Source organism: Sulfurospirillum sp. (assembly GCF_036802865.1).
Taxonomy (GTDB): Bacteria; Campylobacterota; Campylobacteria; order Campylobacterales; family Sulfurospirillaceae; genus Sulfurospirillum.
Window position 1 is genome coordinate 612,744 of sequence record NZ_DAIRVK010000001.1, and the last position, 22,547, is coordinate 635,290.

Annotated in this window: 24 protein-coding genes; 9 read left to right on the forward strand and 15 right to left on the reverse strand. The window is 38.3% G+C overall.

The window, feature by feature from the left end; genetic code table 11:
* Positions 1-6 precede the first annotated feature (6 nt).
* From V7Q04_RS03135 to gatC, 10 genes are all read right to left on the reverse strand, one after another.
* A complete protein-coding gene (locus V7Q04_RS03135) occupies positions 7-1,419 on the reverse strand; it encodes an anthranilate synthase component I family protein (protein ID WP_333803450.1) in 1,413 nt (470 codons plus the stop codon).
* A gap of 1 nt (position 1,420) precedes the next feature.
* Complete coding sequence (locus V7Q04_RS03140; RefSeq protein ID WP_333803451.1) at positions 1,421-2,167, reverse strand: SPOR domain-containing protein; 747 nt, start codon at positions 2,165-2,167, stop codon at positions 1,421-1,423.
* Positions 2,168-2,192: 25 nt separating this feature from the next.
* A complete protein-coding gene (locus V7Q04_RS03145) occupies positions 2,193-2,735 on the reverse strand; it encodes a DUF1882 domain-containing protein (RefSeq protein WP_333803452.1) in 543 nt (180 codons plus the stop codon).
* Positions 2,736-2,743: 8 nt separating this feature from the next.
* The gene (locus tag V7Q04_RS03150) at positions 2,744-3,991 is read right to left on the reverse strand and encodes a serine hydroxymethyltransferase (protein ID WP_333803453.1); all 1,248 of its coding nucleotides are present in this window, start codon (positions 3,989-3,991) and stop codon (positions 2,744-2,746) included.
* Complete coding sequence (gene lysS, locus V7Q04_RS03155) at positions 3,988-5,511, reverse strand: lysine--tRNA ligase (protein WP_333803697.1); 1,524 nt, start codon at positions 5,509-5,511, stop codon at positions 3,988-3,990. Before lysS ends, V7Q04_RS03150 begins: the two co-directional genes overlap by 4 nt.
* Positions 5,512-5,536: 25 nt before the next feature.
* On the reverse strand, positions 5,537-5,998 hold the full coding sequence (locus V7Q04_RS03160; RefSeq protein ID WP_333803454.1) for a Fur family transcriptional regulator: 462 nt from the start codon (positions 5,996-5,998) through the stop codon (positions 5,537-5,539).
* Between the two features lie 11 nt (positions 5,999-6,009).
* Entirely contained in the window at positions 6,010-6,543 is a 534-nt protein-coding gene (locus tag V7Q04_RS03165) for a CvpA family protein (protein WP_333803455.1), read from the reverse strand.
* The gene (locus tag V7Q04_RS03170) at positions 6,543-7,490 is read right to left on the reverse strand and encodes a GGDEF domain-containing protein (RefSeq protein ID WP_333803456.1); all 948 of its coding nucleotides are present in this window, start codon (positions 7,488-7,490) and stop codon (positions 6,543-6,545) included. Before V7Q04_RS03170 ends, V7Q04_RS03165 begins: the two co-directional genes overlap by 1 nt.
* An 89-nt stretch (positions 7,491-7,579) precedes the next feature.
* A complete protein-coding gene (locus V7Q04_RS03175; RefSeq protein ID WP_333803457.1) occupies positions 7,580-8,647 on the reverse strand; it encodes a type IV pilus twitching motility protein PilT in 1,068 nt (355 codons plus the stop codon).
* A gap of 24 nt (positions 8,648-8,671) precedes the next feature.
* Positions 8,672-8,962 (reverse strand): Asp-tRNA(Asn)/Glu-tRNA(Gln) amidotransferase subunit GatC, encoded by a 291-nt coding sequence (gene gatC / locus V7Q04_RS03180; RefSeq protein WP_333803458.1) that lies wholly within the window; start codon positions 8,960-8,962, stop codon positions 8,672-8,674.
* A 143-nt stretch (positions 8,963-9,105) separates the two neighbouring features.
* Between gatC and V7Q04_RS03185 the strand changes: the two genes are divergently transcribed.
* From V7Q04_RS03185 to hisG, 5 genes are all read left to right on the forward strand, one after another.
* On the forward strand, positions 9,106-9,687 hold the full coding sequence (locus tag V7Q04_RS03185; RefSeq protein WP_333803459.1) for a hypothetical protein: 582 nt from the start codon (positions 9,106-9,108) through the stop codon (positions 9,685-9,687).
* Positions 9,687-10,700 carry an outer membrane protein assembly factor BamB family protein gene (locus V7Q04_RS03190; RefSeq protein ID WP_333803460.1) on the forward strand — a complete coding sequence of 338 codons (1,014 nt, stop codon included), beginning with the start codon at positions 9,687-9,689 and terminating at the stop codon, positions 10,698-10,700. Before V7Q04_RS03185 ends, V7Q04_RS03190 begins: the two co-directional genes overlap by 1 nt.
* A gap of 30 nt (positions 10,701-10,730) precedes the next feature.
* Entirely contained in the window at positions 10,731-11,054 is a 324-nt protein-coding gene (locus V7Q04_RS03195) for a hypothetical protein (RefSeq protein WP_333803461.1), read from the forward strand.
* Complete coding sequence (locus V7Q04_RS03200) at positions 11,041-11,667, forward strand: type III pantothenate kinase (RefSeq protein ID WP_333803462.1); 627 nt, start codon at positions 11,041-11,043, stop codon at positions 11,665-11,667. The genes V7Q04_RS03195 and V7Q04_RS03200 overlap by 14 nt, the downstream gene beginning before the upstream one ends.
* A gap of 88 nt (positions 11,668-11,755) precedes the next feature.
* The gene (gene hisG, locus V7Q04_RS03205) at positions 11,756-12,376 is read left to right on the forward strand and encodes an ATP phosphoribosyltransferase (RefSeq protein ID WP_333803463.1); all 621 of its coding nucleotides are present in this window, start codon (positions 11,756-11,758) and stop codon (positions 12,374-12,376) included.
* 3 nt (positions 12,377-12,379) lie between these two features.
* On the opposite strand, the gene V7Q04_RS03210 is transcribed toward hisG, so the two are convergent.
* From V7Q04_RS03210 to V7Q04_RS03230, 5 genes are all read right to left on the reverse strand, one after another.
* Complete coding sequence (locus V7Q04_RS03210; RefSeq protein WP_333803464.1) at positions 12,380-13,897, reverse strand: nitrate- and nitrite sensing domain-containing protein; 1,518 nt, start codon at positions 13,895-13,897, stop codon at positions 12,380-12,382.
* Complete coding sequence (locus V7Q04_RS03215; protein WP_333803465.1) at positions 13,894-14,316, reverse strand: hypothetical protein; 423 nt, start codon at positions 14,314-14,316, stop codon at positions 13,894-13,896. The genes V7Q04_RS03210 and V7Q04_RS03215 overlap by 4 nt, the downstream gene beginning before the upstream one ends.
* Complete coding sequence (locus V7Q04_RS03220; RefSeq protein ID WP_333803466.1) at positions 14,313-15,092, reverse strand: hypothetical protein; 780 nt, start codon at positions 15,090-15,092, stop codon at positions 14,313-14,315. The genes V7Q04_RS03215 and V7Q04_RS03220 overlap by 4 nt, the downstream gene beginning before the upstream one ends.
* Before the next feature lie 67 nt (positions 15,093-15,159).
* Entirely contained in the window at positions 15,160-16,962 is a 1,803-nt protein-coding gene (uvrC, locus tag V7Q04_RS03225) for an excinuclease ABC subunit UvrC (RefSeq protein ID WP_333803698.1), read from the reverse strand.
* On the reverse strand, positions 16,953-17,291 hold the full coding sequence (locus tag V7Q04_RS03230; RefSeq protein ID WP_333803467.1) for a hypothetical protein: 339 nt from the start codon (positions 17,289-17,291) through the stop codon (positions 16,953-16,955). Before V7Q04_RS03230 ends, uvrC begins: the two co-directional genes overlap by 10 nt.
* Positions 17,292-17,528: 237 nt before the next feature.
* On the opposite strand from V7Q04_RS03230, the gene nadB reads away from it, so the two are divergent.
* Genes nadB through V7Q04_RS03250 form a run of 4 tightly spaced genes read left to right on the forward strand, consistent with a single transcriptional unit; the run spans position 17,529 to position 22,516 of the window.
* Positions 17,529-18,998: an L-aspartate oxidase gene (nadB, locus tag V7Q04_RS03235; protein ID WP_333803468.1), complete on the forward strand. Its 1,470-nt coding sequence runs from the start codon at positions 17,529-17,531 to the stop codon at positions 18,996-18,998.
* A complete protein-coding gene (nhaD, locus tag V7Q04_RS03240) occupies positions 18,986-20,335 on the forward strand; it encodes a sodium:proton antiporter NhaD (protein ID WP_333803469.1) in 1,350 nt (449 codons plus the stop codon). Before nadB ends, nhaD begins: the two co-directional genes overlap by 13 nt.
* Before the next feature lie 13 nt (positions 20,336-20,348).
* Positions 20,349-21,884, forward strand: coding sequence for a glutamine-hydrolyzing GMP synthase (gene guaA / locus V7Q04_RS03245; protein WP_333803470.1), 1,536 nt, complete (start codon positions 20,349-20,351; stop codon positions 21,882-21,884).
* A gap of 5 nt (positions 21,885-21,889) precedes the next feature.
* The gene (locus V7Q04_RS03250; protein ID WP_333803471.1) at positions 21,890-22,516 is read left to right on the forward strand and encodes a uroporphyrinogen-III synthase; all 627 of its coding nucleotides are present in this window, start codon (positions 21,890-21,892) and stop codon (positions 22,514-22,516) included.
* The last annotated feature ends 31 nt before the right edge of the window (positions 22,517-22,547 follow it).

The window sequence follows — 22,547 nt, forward strand, 5'->3', positions numbered from 1 at the left end:
GTTATATTACGCTTTAAGGTCATCTAAAGAGCTGGTCATCGCTCCTAATTTATTGGTCACTTCTAGGTACTCAAGCTCTGGTTGACTGTCGGCTACAATGCCCGCACCTGCTTGAAAAATGATTTTGTCATCATCTAAATAGGCTGTACGAATCATAATACAACTGTCCATATTACCATCAAATCCAAAATAACCCGCAGCACCACTGTAAAAGCTACGCTTTAAGCCTTCAAAATCGCTGATAAGCTCCATAGCCCTAATTTTAGGTGTTCCAGTCATCGTTCCAGCGGTAAAGGTGGCTGCAAAAAGATCAAACATATCATGCTTTACATCGAGTGTTGCTTCGATGTCGCTGACCATGTGCATCACGTGGGAGTAACGCTCCACACGCATCATCTCTTTGACTTTGACACTGCCCACTTTGGCGACACGTCCAAGATCATTGCGTCCAAGATCGATGAGCATCAAATGCTCAGCTCGTTCTTTCTCATCGCCTAGCATCTCTTTCTCGTAAGCTTGGTCTTTCTCATACGTTGAACCACGTTTGCGTGTTCCTGCAATTGGACGAAGTAAAACATGCCCATCTTTGAGTCCTACCATGACTTCAGGGGAACTGCCGATGATGGCAAACTTAGGATAGGAAAGGTAAAACATATACGGAGATGGATTTTTTTGGCGTAAAATACGGTAAAAACTCAGGCGATCAATTTTCGTGTATTGGGTAAAACGGTTGGACATTAGGATCTGAAAAACATCTCCACTGCGAATCATCTCTTTGGATTTATCGACCATGTCAAAAAAATGTTCTTTAGAAAAAGCAAAAGAGCCTTTGGATTTATCGACATGAGCCGTTTGAATAGGAATATAAATGTGTGGCTCTTTGAGTGTATCTTCGATTTTATCCATTTGCTCGGCAATGTTTGGTACAAAAGTTGTTAAAATAAGTGTATTGGACTTATGCGAAAACGTACAGACGAGTTTTGGTCGCATAAGGTCAATATCAGGGATATTGATTTCATCTTTGAGTGGATCCATATGGGCTTTCAAACGTGGCTCAAAAATCTTCACCGCATCATAACCGATATAGCCGATAAATCCATCGACAAAACCAACACCTAACTCTTTGGCTTGATTTTGATAGAGCGATTTATCCAGTTCAGCATAGCGTTTTTTGAGGTATGTAAAAGGATTTGTACCCAAATCATGTGTAAAGCCTGATTCATCAATATGTACACTTGTATTGTTTTGGTGAATGACGCGTTCGCGTGCACCAATAAAGAGAAAGCTAAAGTTGCCATCATTGTTGTTGATGGCACTTTCAAACAAAAAGCAGAGCTCACCGTCAAAGTAGCTCTGCAATTTTGCAAAGATCGTAATCGGGGTGAGCTGATCGAAAAGAATTTTACGAGAGGCTAGCACCTTATTTCACCCTATAAATAAATGCATTTTTATTAACACTTGAACGAATAAGACTAAGCGCGCTTTCTGCTTCTGCTGAAGTTGCATAAGGTCCAATAAGCAGTTTAACTACGTTGTTGCCATTGACCACCGTTGAGTATTGTTTACACTCAAATCCTTTAGATTTGATGTCATTCAACTGTTTCGCATCAGGAGCCGTTGCTACAGCACCAACTTGAACGTAAATACCAGGCGTTACATTGCCACTTTTGGACGAAGCACTTGCACTTGGACTTGATACTTCCGTACTACGAAGTAACGGTTGTGTTTTAGGTTCTTCTTTTACTTTTGCAGGTGCCGCTTCTTTAACCTTTGCAGGCACTGTCTCTTTTACAGGAGGCGTAACAGGTGCTGTTGTCTCTTTTGGTTTGACATCAGAGCCTTTTGCATCTTCTTGTTTTTGTGCTTCTTTTTCTTTAAGGGTTTTGATCATATCTTCAAAACTCTCTTTTTTAGGGTTCTCTTCAATAATTGGCACTTGTTTAAAGAGTTGATCATCTTTCGGAATTTGTGTCTCTTGCGTTGGTTCTGGTGGTAAAATTAACTTAGAAGTATCCTTTTCACCTTTGTTTGCTACTTTCATGCTTGCAAGTGCGACTAAAAAAACAAGAATCAAAAAAGCAACTAAAATAAGGATACGCTTCATTTTAAGGGTTTTATTGTCCCCTTTTTCTAATACAATATCGCTGAGCTCATTTCTATTTTCCATCGTTTCTCCTTAGACTGATGTTAGACTACATATGCTTCGACCAAGAAGCGCCTCGCTCTTTTTGGTACAAGTCATAAGGCAGTGCTAAAATGTTAAACTCTTTTGGAAGCTCCTGCGTTGGGAACATCCTCCACTCACGTGGAAGCTTTTGCGCAAGCTTTGCTGAGAGCATTTTAGCGATCTGATACCCCTCTTGTAAGGTAGTATGACCTTTATGAACATACAAATGCAGATGACCCTCAGTTTTACTTTTATACGCAGTAAAATTGATGAATCCCTCTTCTCTAAGCAAAAGCTGTGCCCTATGCCAAAATCGCTCGGTATTTCTTCCATTATAGTCGAAAACAATGTTTTCGACTTTGTCAAAGCGGTTAATCAACGAGTGAGCAACGGTGATTTTCCCATCAAGATGATCTTTGATAATACTGTTGCTCAAAGGCTGATCAATACGCTCATACTTATCAAAAAAGACTCTCCCGCCAAAATCAATCTTTTGGACAATATTGTCACGTTTGATCCAATAGTGATCCGTAATCATTTTGATGAGAGAGACGTCAATATTGTACATAATTTCCCTTAGTAGGTTGGTCTGTCATAAATAATAAAATTGCTTGCTAACGCTTTCATTTCGTCTTTAATCTTTGCGTGTAATGCTTCATCGTTGATATTATCAAGGACATCTGCAATTTTGTTTGCAATGATTTCAAACTCTTTCTCTTTCATACCACGTGCTGTAAGTGCAGGTGAGCCAATTCTAACACCGCTGGTGACAAATGGACTTCGTGTTTCACCTGGAACGGTATTTTTATTGACAGTAATACCAGCGCGACCAAGAGCAAGATCCGCCTCTTTACCGCTAAATTCTTTGTTGAGGAAAGAGACAAGAACCATATGATTGTCCGTACCGCCACTGACAAGATCATAACCTCTTTTTGTAAGAACTTCACCTAGAACTCTTGCATTGGCACGCACTTGTTTTGCATAAGCTGTCCATTCAGGTTTCAAGTTTTCAGCAAAACCAACGGCTTTAGCGGCGATGACATGTACCAATGGACCACCTTGAATGCCAGGAAAGATAGCGCTATTTACTTTTTTGGCAATTTCTTCGTCATTGGTAAGAATGATACCACCACGAGGACCTCGAAGTGTTTTGTGTGTTGTCGATGTAACAACATGACAATGTGGGAATGGACTTGGATGCTCACCCGCAGCAACTAAACCAGCGATGTGTGCAATGTCTGCAAAAAGGTATGCACCTACTTCATCTGCGATCTCTCTAAACTTGGCAAAGTCAATTTGTCTAGCATAAGCACTTGCGCCGCAAATAATCATTTTAGGTTTAACAATATGGGCAATCTCTCTTACTTTATCATAGTTAATGCGACCATCAAGCTCAACACCGTAAAAGAAACTTGAATAGGTTTTACCTGAGCTACTCACTTTTGCACCGTGTGTTAAGTGACCGCCGTGGCTTAAATCCATACCTAAAATTTTGTCGAATGGATTAAGAAGCGCTTGATACACACCTTGGTTTGCTTGACTACCTGAATTTGGTTGAACATTGGCATAGGTACAGCCGAAAAGTTTACAGACTCTATCAATCGCAAGTTGTTCAACAGCATCTGCAAATTCACAACCACCGTAGTAGCGTTTTGCAGGATAGCCCTCAGCGTATTTGTTGGTGAAAACACTACCCATTGCTTCCATAACAGCAGGGTATGTGAAGTTTTCACTGGCGATCATCTCAAGATGGTCGCATTGGCGGTGCAACTCTTTTTCAATTATGTCGTAAACAGCGGGGTCAACATTTTTTAAAATACTCATTTTTCTTCCTCATCGTTTTGTGTTTGTTCATCATTATCATTCAGCGGCTTCATAGCTGGGAAAAGAATAACATCTTTGATCGATTGCTCATTGGTTAAAAGCATCGTCAAACGATCAATTCCTAGTCCTTGTCCTGCTGTTGGTGGTAAGCCATATCCTAGTGCTTGAACATAGTCTTCGTCCATTTCATGGGCTTCATCATCACCTGCATTTTTAGCCTGCAACTGTTTTGCAAATCGTTCGTATTGATCCAGAGGATCGTTTAGTTCGTTAAATCCATTGGCGATTTCTCGCCCGGCAATGAAGAGCTCAAAGCGCTCTGCAATGTTAGGATTCACTTCACTTCTACGTGCTAGCGGGCTAATTTCAATAGGGTAATCAATAATAAATGTTGGATTAATCAGTTTTTCTTCAACAAAAAGATCAAAAAGCTCTTCATAAAGTTTACCAAGGCTAAAGTTAGCATCAACGCTAAATCCCTTGTCCGTAATATACTTAACAATTTGAAGACGGTCATCTAAAATTTCATCAGGGACGCCACCGATTTCTGAGAGTGCCGCTCTAAAGGCAATTTTATGGAATGGTTTTGAAAAATCAATTTCGATTTCGCCATAAGGAAGCTTACGTGGAAGTTTGAGTTTTTTAAGCAATACATCAAACATTTCTTCGGTTAAATGCATTAAATCATGGTAGTTGTGGTAAGCCCAGTAAAATTCAATCATCGTAAATTCAGGGTTGTGCGTTTGATCCATACCTTCGTTTCTAAAGTTACGGTTAATTTCAAAAACAGCTTCAAACCCACCCACAACGAGACGTTTAAGGTAAAGTTCAGGTGCAATTCTAAGATAACGATCCACTCCTAAGGCATTGTGATGGGTAACAAATGGCTTAGCATTGGCGCCCCCTGCAATAGGATGCATCATCGGTGTTTCAACTTCTAAAAAGTCGCGCTCTTCAAAGAAATGGCGGATCTCACTTACAATTTTACTTCTGATTTTAAAGGTTTTGCGTACATCTGCGTTCATGATCATGTCAAGGTAGCGTTTTCTATATCGTAATTCTTTATCTTGCAGACCATGGAATTTTTCAGGCAATGGAACAATTGACTTGGTTGCGACTTCTAACGCTTTAACATGTAAAGAGAGTTCGCCTGTTTTGGTGACAAATGGAAAACCTGTTACGCTGATGATATCACCGACTTCAACCAGTTTTTTTGCTTCATCAAACCACTCTTCGCCAATGGATTCACGGCTAAAATAGATTTGTAATATGCCTTGTTCATCTTCAATTTTTGCAAAAGCAGCTTTACCCATGTGGCGCAAAAATTTGATACGTCCTACAACGGTATTGTTCTTGTTTTCATCGCGTTTGAGTTCACTATCAATGACGTACTCATAGCATTCTAAAAACTCTTTGGTGCTGGTGTCTTTTATAATATTGTGTCTGTACGGATTACGGCCAATCGCTTGGAGCGCTTTTCCTTTTTCGATACGTTGTTGTTGGTATTGGTCTTGAAATATCAAATCTTTTCCTCTTCTCTAGGGTTTACTTTTCTTTAGCACATTCTTCGCAAAGACCGCGTAATTGCATCAAATGGCTGGTAATTATGAAACGATTCGCTTGTGCGATTTCGAGTTGCAGTTGTTCAATTTTATCATTTTGAAATTCGATAATAAGACCACAGCTTTTACAGATCATGTGGTCATGGTGCGGTTTGTTTGCAAGCTCAAATTTTTTACCTGCGACACCAAAAGAGATCGAAGTGACCATATGAGACTCTTCTAAAAGGTTAAGCGTACGGTACACGGTAGCAATCCCAATATTGAGTTCGGGGTATGTACTTTTTAGAAAAATATAAAGATCTTCAGGCGTAAAATGGTCATTTTTTTCATACAATGTTTTTAAAACCACTTCACGTTGTTTTGTAAATTTTAGGCTGTTGTTTTTCAATAGCTCTTTAAAGCTTGTGAGTAAAGAGCTGTATTCAAGATTTTCAAATGTACTCATTCTGACCTCATTTAAGGATTTGTTTTCTCTTTAGGTTGAAGGCTCTCAAACATTGTGTTTGTATCAAGTTTAACAATATAGTTACCTGTTTCCAAGAAGAGTGGGAACATCATACTTTTAGCGACATAAGGCTCTATCCGTGATTTAACAAATTCAATATTGCTCAGTGTTACTGCTAAAACAGCAAATACTAAAAATATTTTCATACTACCAACAACAAAACCAGCAAGTTTGTCGATCATACTCAGTCCACTTAGACTCAAAGCTTGTGCAATAAGATAACCTAAAAATATACAAGTAATCCAAACAACAATTAAAACCGCAATGAAACCAAAAAGGTATAGGGATGCTTGGTTGTTAAATGCAAAGAAATGACTGCTGATCATTTTGCCCGCTTCTGCGGCATAACGAGATGCAAAATAGATACCGCCAATAATGCCTAAAAGTCCGAAAACTTCTTTAATAAAGCCATTAATAATACCTTTTATTCCTAAAATAAGCACTAAAGCTAAAGAGATTATATCAAACATGGAAACGTTCGCCATTATTGTGCGCTCCTAAAACAGTTTTTACCACTTCTTTTGGCTTCGTACAATGCTTTGTCAGCCTTATCCAAAAGGTCATCCGCACTCATGGTGTGTTTATGCGAACAAATACCCGCACTAAGCGTTAAATGAATGTCATGGTTTTTATAAAGTAACTTACTATCGCTTGTCTCTTTGATAATGCGTTCTACAATTTTAGTTGCCTCATCAAAAGAGGTACGATTTAAAATAACCACAAATTCTTCACCACCATAACGATAAATACGTGTGCCTCTGCGAAGGGAATTTTGAATGAGTTTGGATAAAAAGATAAGTGTTTTATCGCCTGCAATGTGTCCAAAAGAGTCGTTGATTTGTTTGAAATCATCGGCATCAAACATAACAAGGTGCATATCCATGTCTTTGTCTTTACCAAAACTTAGCACTTCTTCCAAATCTTTGACCAAGACTCTTCGGTTGTGTGCTTTTGTTAAAGGATCAATATTTGATTCCCGCTCTAAACGTTCAACTTCGAGTTTCAATTTTACTATTGTTTCATCTGCTGCTTGCAATTCATGAAAAATTCTGCTTTGAAAATTATCAAAGGCTTGTAAAACTTGGCGTGTGTCAACACTTTCATAATCTTTTTTGATATTGTCGATGTTAATCGCTGTTGCATCGGAAATAGATTTTAGGTTATCATTGGTTTTAACAAACTCTTCTAATCCTTTTTTCATCAAACCAAAGCATGTTTCGCTGACCATCTCTTCTTGCCCAGCGTTAGAAAAAAGATAACTGTGTTTTTTTGAGAGATCAATCATCTCTGCATCGCCGCTTTTTTGCATGGTTTCAACAAAGGTATCGTGATAATATTTTGGATAAGGAGGAATGTTTAAATCTTTAAGTTTTGCAAAGGTTTCTTCTGCAAGTTGAAAAACCATTTCTGCGATATGATTACCATTGTTCATGACCATAGGTGCCTTTTTACCCATTATTTTAGAGCTTTTTGTGCTTTAGTATAGCTTGAATAAGCTGTAATATTAGTAAAATCTTCTTTTTATATTCCCAGATTGTTGAGGAGCTCTTGAGGCTGTGTTGAGTAGCGGATGGCATCTTCTTTTGTAATAAGATTGGCTTTGAGACTTTTCATCATCGCTTGCGTTTGCGTGATCATGCCTGTCTTTTGCTGATTGAGCTGCATTTGGGAGTAAAGTTGATGAATTTTATTTTCACGAATCAAGTTTGAAATAGCTGCATTATTAATCATAATTTCATGAATCGCAACTCGTCCTCCACCAATTTTCGGAAGTAAACTTTGCGAAATGACAGAGTGTAACGAGGTTGCTAGCATGTTACGTACTTGTACTTGTTCTGCGCCTTCAAAGCTATCGACAATTCTGTTGATGGTTTGAACGGCTGAATTGGTATGGAGTGTTCCTAAAACCAAGTGACCTGTTTCAGCAGCAGTGATGGCTGTACTAATGGTTTCTTGATCGCGCATTTCACCCACCAAAATAATATCAGGATCTTGTCGTAGTGAAAATTTAAGTGCTCTTGAAAAGCTTTTGGTATCTTCGCCTACATTGCGGTGTGAGAAAAGGCATTTTTTATTAGTATGAATAAACTCGACGGGGTCTTCAATGGTAATGATGTGTCGATTTTCATATACATTTATTTCATTTAAAAGTGCTGCCAAAGTCGTTGATTTACCACTTCCTGTGGGGCCTGTAACTAAAATAAGCCCTTTTTCTCGATTGATAAGTTCTTTAAAGACAACAGGCGTATTAAGATCATCCAGTGAAGGAATATTAATGGGAATAATTCTAAATGCAGCTGCTAATTCACTGTTGATCGTATAGTAATAATTGGCACGGAAACGACCAATGTCGGGGAACATAATGGCAAAGTCGAGCTCTTTTTCTTCTTCAAGTTTCTTTTTTTGTTTGTCTGAAATGAGCGTATAACAGAGCTCTTCAATCACATTGCCACTCAATTTTTCCATATCAAGAGAAACAAGTTTACCATCGATTCTAATTTGAGGTTCACTGCGACTTACAAGGTGCAGGTCGGACGCTTTATACGCGACCACATTTTTTAATAATGCTTTAATGTTAAGTGAACTCATAATTTTTCTCTCTTTAATTTAGGCTTATTCGATAATTTTGGGAACAACAAAAAAGCCATTTTCGCTTTGTGGTGCATGGTCTAAAATTGTTTTAATAATTTCGCGATTTACACTAGGAATATCTTCACGCAAGGGTGTACCACCACTGAGCGTTGTAAAGGTTGCTTCTTCTTTGTCAAGATTAAGTTCATTGAGATTTTCAACAAAGGAGACAATTTCACTCAGCTGGTTAATGACACCTTCTCTTTTTTCATCGCTTATTTTTAAAGAAGAGAGTTTTTCTAGTTTTTGGAGGAGTTCATTATCTATTTTCACTGTTTAAAATCCTTAAATCTTTTTAAAAGATGATTATAGCAAATTCTCTTTTGCTGATACTGAAATGGTATTAGTCCCTTTTTATATTTCTTGTGATAAACTTTGTTATGTTTTTAAAAAAATTGCTTGTATAAGGATAGTGTTTGGGACTTAAAGAGAATATTAATGCGGTCAAAGAAGAAATTACCACAGAAGAGCAGTTCCTTGAGGGAATGATCAAAAGTGAACGTTTTTTTAAACGCAATAAAAAATATATCATCTCAGCATTAGTGCTCTTAGCTTTTGGTGCGGGTGGATATGCTATCAATGACGTTATGGCAGGGCAGCGTTTAAAAGTTTCCAATGCTGCATATCAAGCACTTCTTAAAGATGCAAACAATTCGTCTGCGCTTGAAACACTCAAAGCAAAAAATCCAAAGCTGTATGGCATGTTTATCTTCGAAACAGCATTGGCGAAAGGTGATGTTGAGGCGCTTAAAAGCGTGTCACTTTCTAAAGAGGATCCTATATTAGCAGACTTAGCAACCTATCAGCTTTCACAACTTGATGCTAACGCAACACCAAAAGGAGAGTTACTTTCAGGTATGGTGCTTCTGCAAGAAGGGTATGAATTGCTTAAAGAGAAGAAAATAGAAGAGGCGAGGTTGAAATTTGCTCAGATTGAGGCAAATTCTCCACTTAAACAGATTGCAAAAAATCTAGAACACTACCAAGGTTTAAAATAATGAGATACGCAAAAATTGTTTTTTCACTTTTGACTTTATTATTGATCGTAAGCGGCTGTGGCACAAAACGTCAATACTTTGAACCAGAGACAGTTGCTGGGAAGTTAAGTTATGATGGTTCTTTACCAGGTACTATTGTTGATGCCGTAAGAGATGGTGCTACATTGTCTAATGGTCAAGTCATTACTAAAAAAGGACTTTCTTCAATTGTCTTACCAGAAGGGTTTATTTACCTTGCTGAAGATAAAGGACGTTATGTTGCTGCTTCTAAATGTGGCGCTGTACAAATTGTTGATGCGAATAAAAAAGTTCTTTTTTCAAAAGAATGTAGCGTTTCAGTTGCATCAGCAGCACTTAAAGGAAATGTTCTTGCCCTTGTTTTAGGCTCAAATGAACTTGTACTTATCGATATCAATAATGATGGCAAAGAGCTAATGCACCTTCAACAAGACAATGTCTATGTTTTAGATTCACGTATAGCTGCGCCCCATTTTTTAGGTGACTTGATTGTTTTCCCAACATTAGATGGTAAATTGGTCATTGTTGATGAACAAACTAAAAAACCTATCCGTGATGTTGTGGTAAGCAATGAAAAATTCTTTGGCAATATCATCTATCTTCAAGTTTTAGGAGATCGTTTGGTTGCGGCAACAAAAAGTAAAGTTGTCTCTATTAGCCCAAAATCAATCCACTTCTTAGATGCGGAAGTCAAAGATGTAATTGTTCTTGAAAATCGTGTTTTTGTCTTTACAAAAGATGGACGTGTGATTTTGACAGATGCTGATCTCAAAAAACTTAAAGAGCGTAAATTTGAGTTTGCAACTTTTGCTGGAACGATTTACGGTGATTTTGTTTATATGATCGAAAAAGGTGGTTACGTAATCGCGACAGATTTAGATCTTATTACAACCAATGTTTATAAACTGCCTGATGGAATTGAGAGTCACGTCTTTACAACAGGCGATTCACTTTACTATAAAAACCATTTTTTCAAGCTCAATCGTAAACAATAGGAATTGGGCTTTGTTGTCATCATGAAGGAGATGTTAGAGCGCATTTGTCGCAAGCAGGTCGTTTTTACATCTCTGGACGTGGTGGATCCAAAAATTCTCCATACTCGCAAAAAACTCGCTATTTTTAGTGGAGTTGACTCAAAATCTTTTTACCACCTTATTTTTCGTATTGAGCAAAAGAGTCGATTTTTACGTAAACACGTAGAGGAGATTTTGGAGCTTTGTAAGGCCTTAGAGTTACATGTAAAGCATAACTATAAGCATAAACATCTGTTGTTAAGTGCCCCGTTATGCTCCAAAGCATCACTGCTTCTTCAAGAAAATGGTTGGAAGGTTTACGATGATCTTATGTGATATTGGCAATTCCAATGCTGATTTTTATCAAGATGGCAAAGTGTGGACTCTTTCACACAAGCAGTTTAAAGAATTTTCGACCAAAGAGAAAGTTTATTATATTTGTGTAAATGATGCCATCAAGAGTTCACTTTCAAGCAAGTATAATTTTATTGATTTAGAACCTTATTTTGAATTTGACACCATTTACCAAGGGATGGGAATTGATCGTGTTGCAGCGTGTTGCACGATTGAAGATGGTATGATTGTCGATGCGGGAAGTGCCATTACCATTGATATTATGTCAGGAGGTATGCACCTTGGAGGTTTTATTTTGCCAGGATTGATCGCATATGAGAAGTGTTATGCTTCTATTTCTCCACGGTTGGATTTGCAGATTAATCCTAGTATTGCTTTGGATGCTTTGCCTCAAAAGACAAATGATGCTATTTCGTATGGTGTGGTTAAGTCGATTATTATGCTTTTAGAAGTTACCTGTAAAGACAAACGAATCTTTTTTACCGGTGGCGATGGAAAGTTTTTTTCTAAGTTTTTCACTAATGCGATTTTTGATCGAACGCTTATTTTTAGAGGAATGCTTAAAACTATTAAACAAGCACACTTGGATCAGTAAGAAGAATAAACTCCTTTTTAAAGGAAGGTTCAATGCCTCAGTGGCTGGAGCATAGGTTTTTTGATTAATATAGAATAAAAGGAAGAGAATGTTAACAGTAGCATTACCAAAAGGTAGAATTGCAGAAGAGACGTTAGAAATTTTTGAAAAAATTTTTGGAACAGCTTTTCGTTTTGATGATCGTAAATTAATTTTGGAAGCCGATGGATTTCGATTTTTATTGGTTCGCAATCAAGATGTTCCAGCCTATGTTTTACATCAATCAGCGGACATTGGGGTCGTTGGTTTAGATGTTTTGGAAGAGAAAGATGAAGATTTACTTCGCTTACTTGATCTTGGTATTGGAAAGTGTAAAGTGTGTGTCGGGATTCAAGAGGGCAAAGAGATTGATTATAGTGCTCCTGAACTCAAAGTCGCTACTAAAATGACCAATATCGCCCAAAAATATTTTTCAAAAAAAGCGATGGCGGTTGATATTATTAAGCTTTATGGTTCTATCGAACTAGCACCGCTTGTAGGGCTTTCAGATGTGATTGTTGATATTGTGGAGACAGGCAGTACGATGAAACAAAATGGTCTTAAAGTCGTTGAGACTATTTTAGATTCATCGGCATATTTGATTGCAAATAAAAACAGTTTTATTGAGAAAAAAGAGGAAATTACCTCTTTATATCATCAAATTCATGCGGTAATTCATCAAGGGAAATAGTCCCTAAACAGCTCGGTTTGTGGCTCCATTTCGTGTTATAAATGTTGCCATGAGCGCTTCAAGTTCATCCTTACTGAGAGTGTTAGAAAGAACCGTATCAAATGCAGGTTGAAAGAGTGGATCGTTTTCGATAGGGTTTACAAACATCATCGTATGAATATGCCCAAGGTGACGTGCTGCTTCAACCTCATGAATAAGCTCTAAAAAAGCTTCCGCTTCTTCTTCCAGTATCTCATAATCAAAGAGAATCATACTGTAGTGGTTCATAATCACTTTACGGCGAAATTCGCAGTATGTTGTGGCTGTATCAACAGATTGACACTGTTTGGAAAGAATACTTGCAAAGATTTTTGTCTCAATCGTACTTTTCTTGTAGACTAAAATTTCCAACACTTCATCAGGCTCTTCAATACTTATGTGGTCATTTTTTATATTGCATTGAACCTCTTTATAAAGCGGTTGCGTGATCGTTGTCTCTTCTTCAAGAACTTCTTCTTGGTCATCATTGTTTTTGCGAGTGCGTTCTTCTGGAAAAGTATTGGAAGGGATAAATCCTGCAAACATTAACAAAATAGCGATAAGGCATGTCGCTGAGGCACTGATGAGTTGCGCAAGTGCTTGGTTATAATGGTTAAGATATGTCTCATTACGTGCATCGTGGATACGTTTTGCATAACGTTCAAGCAGTTCTATTTTTTGATTTAGAAGCATTGTCCATGCTGATGGTTCTATAAAATAATCACCGTTTTGCGAAGCTGTCACAATGTCTGCTTTGGCTTTAGTTATTTTATTTTCCATTTCAAGTGTTTCTGAAGATTGTTGAATTTTTTCAAGCTCTGCACGCACGTTGGTGTCATTGATCATGGCGAGTTCAAAAGGCTCGGCAGATGTAAACATTTTTATCCACAATGTCACCTCTTTAGATTCAAAGGGAAGGTATCTTGTAATTATTTTTGAAATAAAATCACGCTCTTGTGCAAGATACTCTTGATTTTCAAGAAGAATGAATTGGACATGAATAAGGTTTTCCACATCATCAATCATTGGTGCTTTACGTGTCAAAGAGGCAACTTCTTGATACAAAAAGCGGTTAATTTGAACGTAATAATCAAAAAACATACGGTTAAAATCTATCGTGCCATTTTCAACAACATGACGCATTTCTGCAAGTTTTGTCAAGTATGCTACCACGGCTTGAATATTGGGTGATATTGGGTGATATTGATAGAAATCATGAAAAGTTTTCATAGCTTCATTGACAAGGGCATATTGTGCTTGCAAAGCTTCTTTGTCAATACTATCTTGGCTATTTAAAAGAAGTGATGCGCTCAACTCTCGCTCTTTGGAGAGGGTTTGTGCTAAATGCGTAAGCAGTTGCGTGTTCTGAAGTGCGCTCTCAACTTTGCGTGAGGCATCAAGGTTCATATACGAGATATAGAGTAAATAGCTTGAAACAAGAAATAAAATGACCAATGGAAAGTGGCTCAGGAGACGAAGCATTCTGTTGAGAGATGATTTCATCGATTAATTCCTTTACTGTATTTCGCATCGTTGAGTGGAATTTTGAAAACGGCGGCAACTTCTTTACATGTAAAACTCTCTTTAGCCCCTTCTTGAAGCAGTAAGATAGCGTTATCACGTTTCGTACGGCTTTTAAGGTAGGCTTCTGCAAGGAAGCATTGTGCTTTGATATTGCCTTTAATAACAGCTTGTTCCAAGTAAGTAATTGCGGTCGGAAGATGTACATCGACTCCTTCACCACGTAAGTACATCTTACCCAGATAAAAGTTACCGTGAATGCCATGTTCCTCTTGAATAGAGCGTTCAAAAAGAGTTTTTGCTTGTAAAAATTGATTATTTTTATAGGCGGTCATTGCTTCATAAAAAGCATCAGAAAAACCAAATGTGAGAATACAACTGAGCACTAAAAGTAGTTTCATGCAAGTTGCTCCTTAAAGGTCTTAATGGCAGCTCTTAAGTTAAGAAGGGCCTCTACATAAAGCGGTTCGTTGCTATGTCCCATAAGGGCTTCAATAGTTTGCAATGGACGGTAAAGTGAGGCAATACGGAGTTCGCGCGTAGTGTTTTTTAGATTTTTAAGTTCTTTACGTGCCTCTTGCAGGGCTTCTTTTTGTACGAGTGTATCGATGTATGCAACCGTTTCCTCTACTGATGCTAGGTATGTTTCAACTTTTTGTGACATTGTATGTAAATCAATGCCTAGTTTTTGCGCGCATAATGCAAAATTATATAAAGGATCTGTTTTTTTATCGGGGATTTCAAAATCGAAATCTTCTAAGCGAATTTGATCAATAGAATGATATTCAAATGGATCAACAGGTAGTTCTCTTGGTTCATTATCGCTCTCATCTGATTTTTGATGAGGTGGCTTGGTTAACTCTAACGCATAATAGAGTGTTGTAGGTTCTTCTACAGATGATTTGAGATGGATTTCACTAATTTTTATACCTGCTTCGATGCGTTTGCCATCTTCATGCGTTTGAATTAAAATTTTTTTATCAGGTGCACCACTGTAACGTAGAAAATCAAGCCATGAAAAAGCAGTTGAAGCGCAGATATAGCCCTCTTCTTCAACCAACAGTTCTTTAAAATCTTGATGATAACGACAAAATTCTGCCATATCTTCAAAGCCTAAAAGCACCAGCTCATAAGAGCCAAGACCAAGAAACTGACTGTTCTGATCGTACAGTATCAAAGAGCATCCTTGTGTTATGATGAAAGTTAATTGTATCTTAAAGTGACTTAATAACTGACCTTATGCACTATTTAGACAATGCCTTGTATAACGTAGCGCCTAATTTCGAACCAATAACATGGGATAATTCATCTTGTGAGGCGTTATAGATAGCCTCAAATGTTTCAAAATAAAGGAGGAGTTTTTTGATGGTTGCTGCCCCAATTCCTTCTATGGTTTGAAGCTCCAAACTCATGTCTCGTCCTCGTTTTTTCTTTTGGTGATAGGTAATGGCAAAGCGGTGAGCCTCATCGCGAAGTCTTTGCAAAAATTGCAAACGTTTATCGCTTACAGGAAGTGCAAAAGATTGATTTTTGGTGTAGAGAAGATCGTGCGCACTTCCTTTGGCACGGTATGCTTTGGCATCACGCTTCTCTTTAGCAATAGCAAGCAAATCGACATGCAAGCCTTTTGGGGCAAGCAGTGTTTTGGCTAATTTAAGAATCGTCTCTCCACCATCTAAAACCCAAAGATCGGGTGGTGATTCTTTTGAAAAGTCATTGATACGACGCTCAAGCATCTCTTTCATCTGAGCGTATTCATCAGCATGATGAAGCTCATAACGGCGATAACTTGCTTTGTCAAATCCTTCATCCCATACGACCATACCACCCACAGGAGACTTCCCTCCAAGATGTGAGTTGTCAAAAATCTCGATACGCTTTGGAAGGGCAATAAGGTCAAAGAGTGTTTGCATCTGCTCGGCAAGGGTGTTGTTGTTTTTAGTGCTGTGTTGGAGTAGCAAGGATGTGGCATTTTCTTGTGCTATAGAGGTAAGATGTAGTTTTTCACTACGTTGAGGCGTGTTTATCGTGATCTTTTGCGCAAATTTTTCACTGAGAAAGTGGCTCATATACTCTTGTTCACTAAAGGATTCAGCGACGAGAATTTGCTTTGAAAATGTTTGATTCATAGGGTTGTAAAACTCAAAAAGTGCTCTTTGATAGAGTTCATCTTTTTCGAAACCATAGGCATTGTGCATCAGTGTATGTGAGGTTGAAACGATTTTTCCTTCACGGATAAACAGACGCATAATGACGGCTGTCTTTTCCATGATCTCAACGGCAAAGACATCGTAATCTTCCAGTTTTGAAAGTTCAACATGCGTGACATGTAATGCATCTTTGATGGAGTTGATAATGTCGCGAAGTTTGGCTGCTTCTTCGAAATTGAGCTTTATGGACGCTTCTTCCATCTTCACCTGTAAAAGACTTACAAGTTTTTTTTGGTCGTTTAAAGATTCGAGTGCTTCTTGAACAATTTTGGCATAAATCGAGGTTTCCACTTTCCCTTCACATGGCGCCAAACAGCGATGAATTTGATGAAAAAGACACGCTTTTTTCCCTTTCAAACATCCTTTTTTTTGGACAAGAGGAAAGGCTAAATAGAGGGCATCTAAAAGTGCCTTGGCAGAGCCTGAAAGTGGACCAAAATATTTTATATTCTTATCGTTAACAATTTTTCGAGTAATCTCAAAACGAGGGAAGCTTTCAGCAAGATTGATAGCAATATACGGGTATGTTTTATCATCTCTTAGAAGGATGTTGTATTTGGGTTTGAGCTGTTTAATGAGCGAATTTTCTAAGATAAGTGCATCGTGTTCACTTTGAACAACGATGTACTCTACATTTTCAACTTCACTGATCATTTTTGCGATACGAGGCGAGAGATTTGGAGCGGCGGAGAGTTCGCCTGAAAAACGAAAATAGCTCTTAACACGGTTTTTAATGCTTTTGGCTTTGCCCACATAAAGCAGCATTCCCGAAGCATTAAAATATTGGTAGATTCCCGCACTGTGCGGGGCATTTTTAAGTTTTTGGATTAACATGATCTGTTTTTAGCAATCGTATCTTTGATGGCATCAAAAAGAGAACGTAGATTAGGATCATCACAAAGCGTTTCAAATTCTCCCGTAGCTTGTTCTGCATAGAAAATTTCTGAATTCGCAGAGACAATTAAGGAATCTTCTTCACTTTTTTGGTTCGTAACAAAGGATTGAACTTCTTTTACTTGTAAGCACGAACACTCTGGAAAATGGGCAAGAAGTTCCTTTAATAGACTCTTTATTAAATTACGTTTATAATTAAACTCCATTTTGGCGCAAGGATGATTGAGTACAAAAAAGAGTGTTTCATTTTTGGTGTACACAAACCGTATCATGCTTGTGAAGCTTTTGGGTAATAAACTGAGCAACTTGTCATAACAACGCATCTGCTCATATTTCTTCATAGAAGGTTGTTGTACGAGATGAGAAATTATACTTTTGGAATCTTTCATATGCTAATTATAGCATGTTTAGGCTTTTCTCTGTTTGGATGTGGATTCAAAGGTCCTCCTATCTACAAAGAAAACAACGAAACAAAATATCCTAAAAACATACGAACTACAATTAAATAAATGAAAACGTCTTACGATGTTCTAATCATTGGCACTGGCATTGCGGGACTGAGTACCGCTTTGGCATTGCCAAAATCTTTGAGTGTGCTCATTGTTTCCAAAGACTATGCTTGGGAATGCAATACATTTTATGCGCAAGGTGGCGTTGCTGTAGCCAATAATGCCGCTGATGTGCCTTTGCATGTGAAAGATACGCTTGAAGCAGGCGCTGGGCATTGTAATCCTGCCTCAGTGGATGTACTTTGCTCTGAAGGTCCCATCGCCATTCAACGTTTGATCGATATGGGTTTTCAATTCGATAAAGATACTTCAGGGAATTTACTTTACACCAAAGAAGCTGCCCACAGTACTAATCGTATTTTACATGCAGGTGGTGATGCTACAGGGCGGTATATTCATCTCTTTTTAATGCAACAATTACCCTTTCCAATTCTTTATAACACGCAAGTAACCGATTTGCTCATTGATGAGGGTGAGTGCTATGGTGCGCGTGTTTTTCATAACGATAAAATTTTTAATCTTTATGCCAAAAAAGTCATTATCGCTAGTGGGGGTGTTGGCTCGCTTTATGAGTATCACACGAATGCTCGAACCATTAGTGCAGACATGCAAGGCATTTGCCTAAGACACGGCATTGTGCTTACAGATATGGAAATGATGCAGTTTCATCCAACGGCATTTGTACTTGGGAACAGTGTACGGAAACAGCTTTTGAGTGAATCACTGCGAGGCGAGGGTGCACAAGTTGTCGATGAAGATGGCAAACGTTTTGTATTTGAGTATGATCCAAGGGGCGAGCTTGCTCCTCGCGATGTTGTGAGCCGTGCTATTTTTAAACACAAACAAAAAACAGGCAAAGAGGTTTATTTAGATCTAAGTACCTTTGAACCAGAACATTTTAAACAGCGTTTTCCAAGTATCTATTTCAATATGACGACTATTGGCTATGACGTACCAAAACAACGTATTCCGATCTCACCAGCCTTTCACTATTCTATGGGTGGAATAAAGACAGATTTACATGGTAACGTCTTAACGGTAAAAGATCTTTATGCTGTGGGTGAGTGCGCTCATACGGGTGTTCATGGAGCCAATAGACTTGCGAGTAACTCATTGCTCGAAGGGTTGGTCTTTTCAGCTCGTGTAGCGAATGAAATCAAACAGACGATAGTTAATCCTAAAAAACAGCATCTCTTTAGCGAAACAGAAGAAGTGTTGATTATGGAAAATGACAAGATACTGAAAAATGAACTGCGCCACTTGATGTGGTTTTATGCAGGTATTGTTCGTGAAACACATACTTTGGAAAAAGCACAAAAACGTGTGAACGAGATGCTAGACATGTCTATAGGAAAACTGTTAAGATTAAGACTTTTAGTATCGCTCGAAATTATTACCAGTGCGCTTAATCGAAAAGAATCACTTGGCGCACACTATTTACAACAAGGGATGGATATATGCGAATCATAATGGCATTGCTCTTCTTCGTCAATACTATTTGGGCCTCAAGTGGTCAAGATCTAACTTCAACGTGGGTGGGTATTGTCTCCTTGGTAATTTTTATATTGGGATATTATGTTATTGCTGCAGAAGAAAAATTTCATATCAATAAAGCAAAACCTGCACTCTTTGTGGGGACATTTATTTTTATTTTAATTGGTTTATACAATGCTATCAATGGACTTGATTCTAAGCCGTTAAGCCATGAAATTGAGATGCTTATTTTTGAGATCGCGCAAATTTTCTTTTTCCTTTTGGTGGCGATGACCTACATTGAAGTTATGCTAGAGCGACGTGTGTTTGATGCTCTCAAATATCGACTAGTTTCGAAAGGGTACTCTTTTAAAAAGCTTTTTTGGCTCACGGGGACACTGGCTTTTTTTATCAGTCCTGTTGCTGATAACTTAACAACAGCCCTGATATTATCAACAGTTTTATTGACAATTGAGAAAAAAAATGCTGCCTTTTTAGTACCTGGCGCGATTAATATTGTTGTAGGTGCGAATGCAGGGGGTGCGTGGAGTCCTTTTGGAGACATCACAACATTAATGCCTTGGATTGCAGGAAAAGCGGAATTTTTTGATTTTTTTGGATTATTTCCTTCTGCATTTTTAGGTTGGTTGGCAACAGGATGGTTACTCTCTTTTTCAGTACCAGAAGGAAAACCACTTTTTGATGTACATACAGAAGAGCGTGTTAAAATTCTCAAAGGCGGGAAGTCCGTTATTTATTTGGGTGCATTTACGATCTTATGTGCGGTTTTATGTCAGCAGGTATTTAACATCCCTCCTATGTGGGGCATGATGTTTGGTTTTTCCCTTTTAAAGCTTTACAGTTATCAACTCAAACGTACGCACAATGAAGAGTTAAAAACATTTGTTGCTGTAAGCAAAATTGAACATGATACTTTACTCTTTTTCTTTGGTATACTAGCAGCTGTAGGTGGATTGCACTACTTAGGGTATTTAGATTTAGCTGTGAAGCTTTACGAAAGTGCAGGTGCGACTACGGTTAATATTGGCGTGGGCTTTCTATCAGCCTTTATTGACAATGTTCCTGTGATGAGTGCTGTTTTAAAAGCCAACCCAACCATGGGTGTTGATCAATGGTTGTTAGTCACGATGACCGCAGGTATTGGCGGAAGTATGATTAGTTTTGGGTCCGCTGCAGGTGTCGGTGTTATGGGAAAACTTAGAGGTATTTATACGTTTGGTTCTCACATGAAGTACGCATGGACAGTGCTCGTAGGTTATATTTTATCGGTTGTGATTTGGTATGTGCAGTTTGAAATACTTGGTTTATATTAATAGAAGGAAGTAAATGAAAGAAGTCCCAATTTTAGTTTTAGATTTTGGTTCACAATATACTCAGTTGATTGCACGTAAGCTCCGTGAGAGCGGTGTTTATTGTGAAATCGTCCCTTATAACGAGAAGATTGAAGATATCAAAAAGCGTAACCCTAAGGGTATTATTTTAAGTGGTGGTCCAGCATCTGTTTATGCGAAAGATTCATACCATCCTGATCCTGCTGTGTATACGCTAGGATTGCCTCTTCTTGGTATTTGTTATGGTATGCAGCTTTTAACACAACACTTTGGTGGTAGCGTTATTCCTGCAACGCACCAAGAGTACGGCAAGGCTGAGCTAAAATTTGAGAGTGATCATAAGATTTTCAAAGACACCACATGCGGGCAAATTGTGTGGATGAGTCATGGCGACAGGGTTGAAACATTACCTGCAGGATTTGAGAAAATCGGCTACAGTGAGAATTCACCTTATGCTGCGATTGCCGATGAAAAACGCAATATGTACGCGTTTCAGTTTCACCCAGAAGTGTATCACAGTGCTGAAGGCTCAAAACTGCTAAAAAACTTCGCAAAACATATTTGTGGTTGTGAAAGTACATGGAATATGGGCTCATTTGCGAAAGAGCAAATTACTAAAATTAAAGAGAAAGTGGGCTCTAAAAAAGTCTTGTGTGGTGTGAGTGGCGGTGTAGATAGCTCTGTTGTCGCAACCCTTTTAGCTGAAGCGATTGGTGACCAACTCGTTTCTGTTTTTGTGGACAATGGTCTGCTTCGTGCCAATGAGCGTGAACAAGTCGAAGCAATGTTTAGAAGTCGCAATGTACCACTCATTACCGTCGATGCGAGTGAGAAATTTTTAAGCCGCCTGGCAGGCGTGAGTGATCCTGAACAAAAACGTAAAATCATTGGTGCGACATTTATTGAAGTCTTTGATGAAGAGGCGAAAAAACACAATGGTATTGAATTTTTGGCGCAAGGAACACTTTATACCGATGTTATCGAGTCTGTATCGGTAAAAGGCCCTTCAAAAACCATCAAATCACACCATAATGTAGGTGGACTTCCAGATTGGATGACGTTTGAACTCATTGAGCCACTTCGTGAAATTTTTAAAGATGAGGTCAGAATTTTAGGAGCAGAACTTGGACTTCCTAAAGACATGCTCTCTCGCCATCCTTTCCCAGGACCTGGTCTTGCTATTCGTATTATGGGTGAAGTGACCAAAGAGGATTTGGTGCTTCTTAGGGCTGCAGATGTCATTATGCTTCAAGAGCTTCGCTCAACTGGGTATTATGAAAAAACTTGGCAGGCATTTACTGTACTTCTTAATGTTAAAAGTGTTGGTGTTATGGGCGATAATCGAACATACGATAACACCATTTGTGTCAGAATCGTTGATGCAACCGATGGTATGACGGCAACCTTTGCACATATTCCTCATACGATTTTGGAGAATATCAGCAGACGTATTATTAATGAAGTTAATGGCATTAACCGCGTGGTGTACGACATCTCTTCAAAACCACCTGCAACGATTGAATGGGAATAAAAACGATGATCTACCTCTTCAGCGATATAGCCTATGAAGGGGTAGTGCATCTTCCTCTTTTTGAGATCGCATTTGATTCAACATCCATTGATTTGGAAAGATTTGATGCGATTATTTTTACCTCCAAAAACAGTGTTAAGGCATTGCAGCGTTGTGGTGTTGCGTGGCACGATAAAGAATCCTATGCAATAGGAGAAGGTACAGCCTCTTTCATACAAAACTGTGGAGGAAATTTAGTCTTTACCTGTAAACGATCTTATGGCGATGATTTTGCAAAAGCGGTTATTCCTTTAGTCCAGGGTAAAAAGATTTTTTTCCCTCGTGCCAAAGAGGTTTCTTCTTCTCTTTTTGAAATTTTACAGGACAATCACATTAATATAGAACAACGCATTGTCTATGAAACGAAATGTATACATTATCCTCCGACTAAGGCTCCTCCAAAAGACTCTAAGCTGATTTTTACTTCCCCTTCAACCGTTCACTGCTTTTTAGAAAATTTTACGTGGGATGAGAGTTATGTGGCTGTTGTCATTGGTGAAAAAACAGCTTCTGCCTTGCCTCAAAATGTAAAGACTACCGTCTCTCAAACACAAAGTATTGAACACTGCATTGCCTTGGCAAAAGCTCTTTAGAAGCTAAATTTATTTATAATTAAAGAAGTTT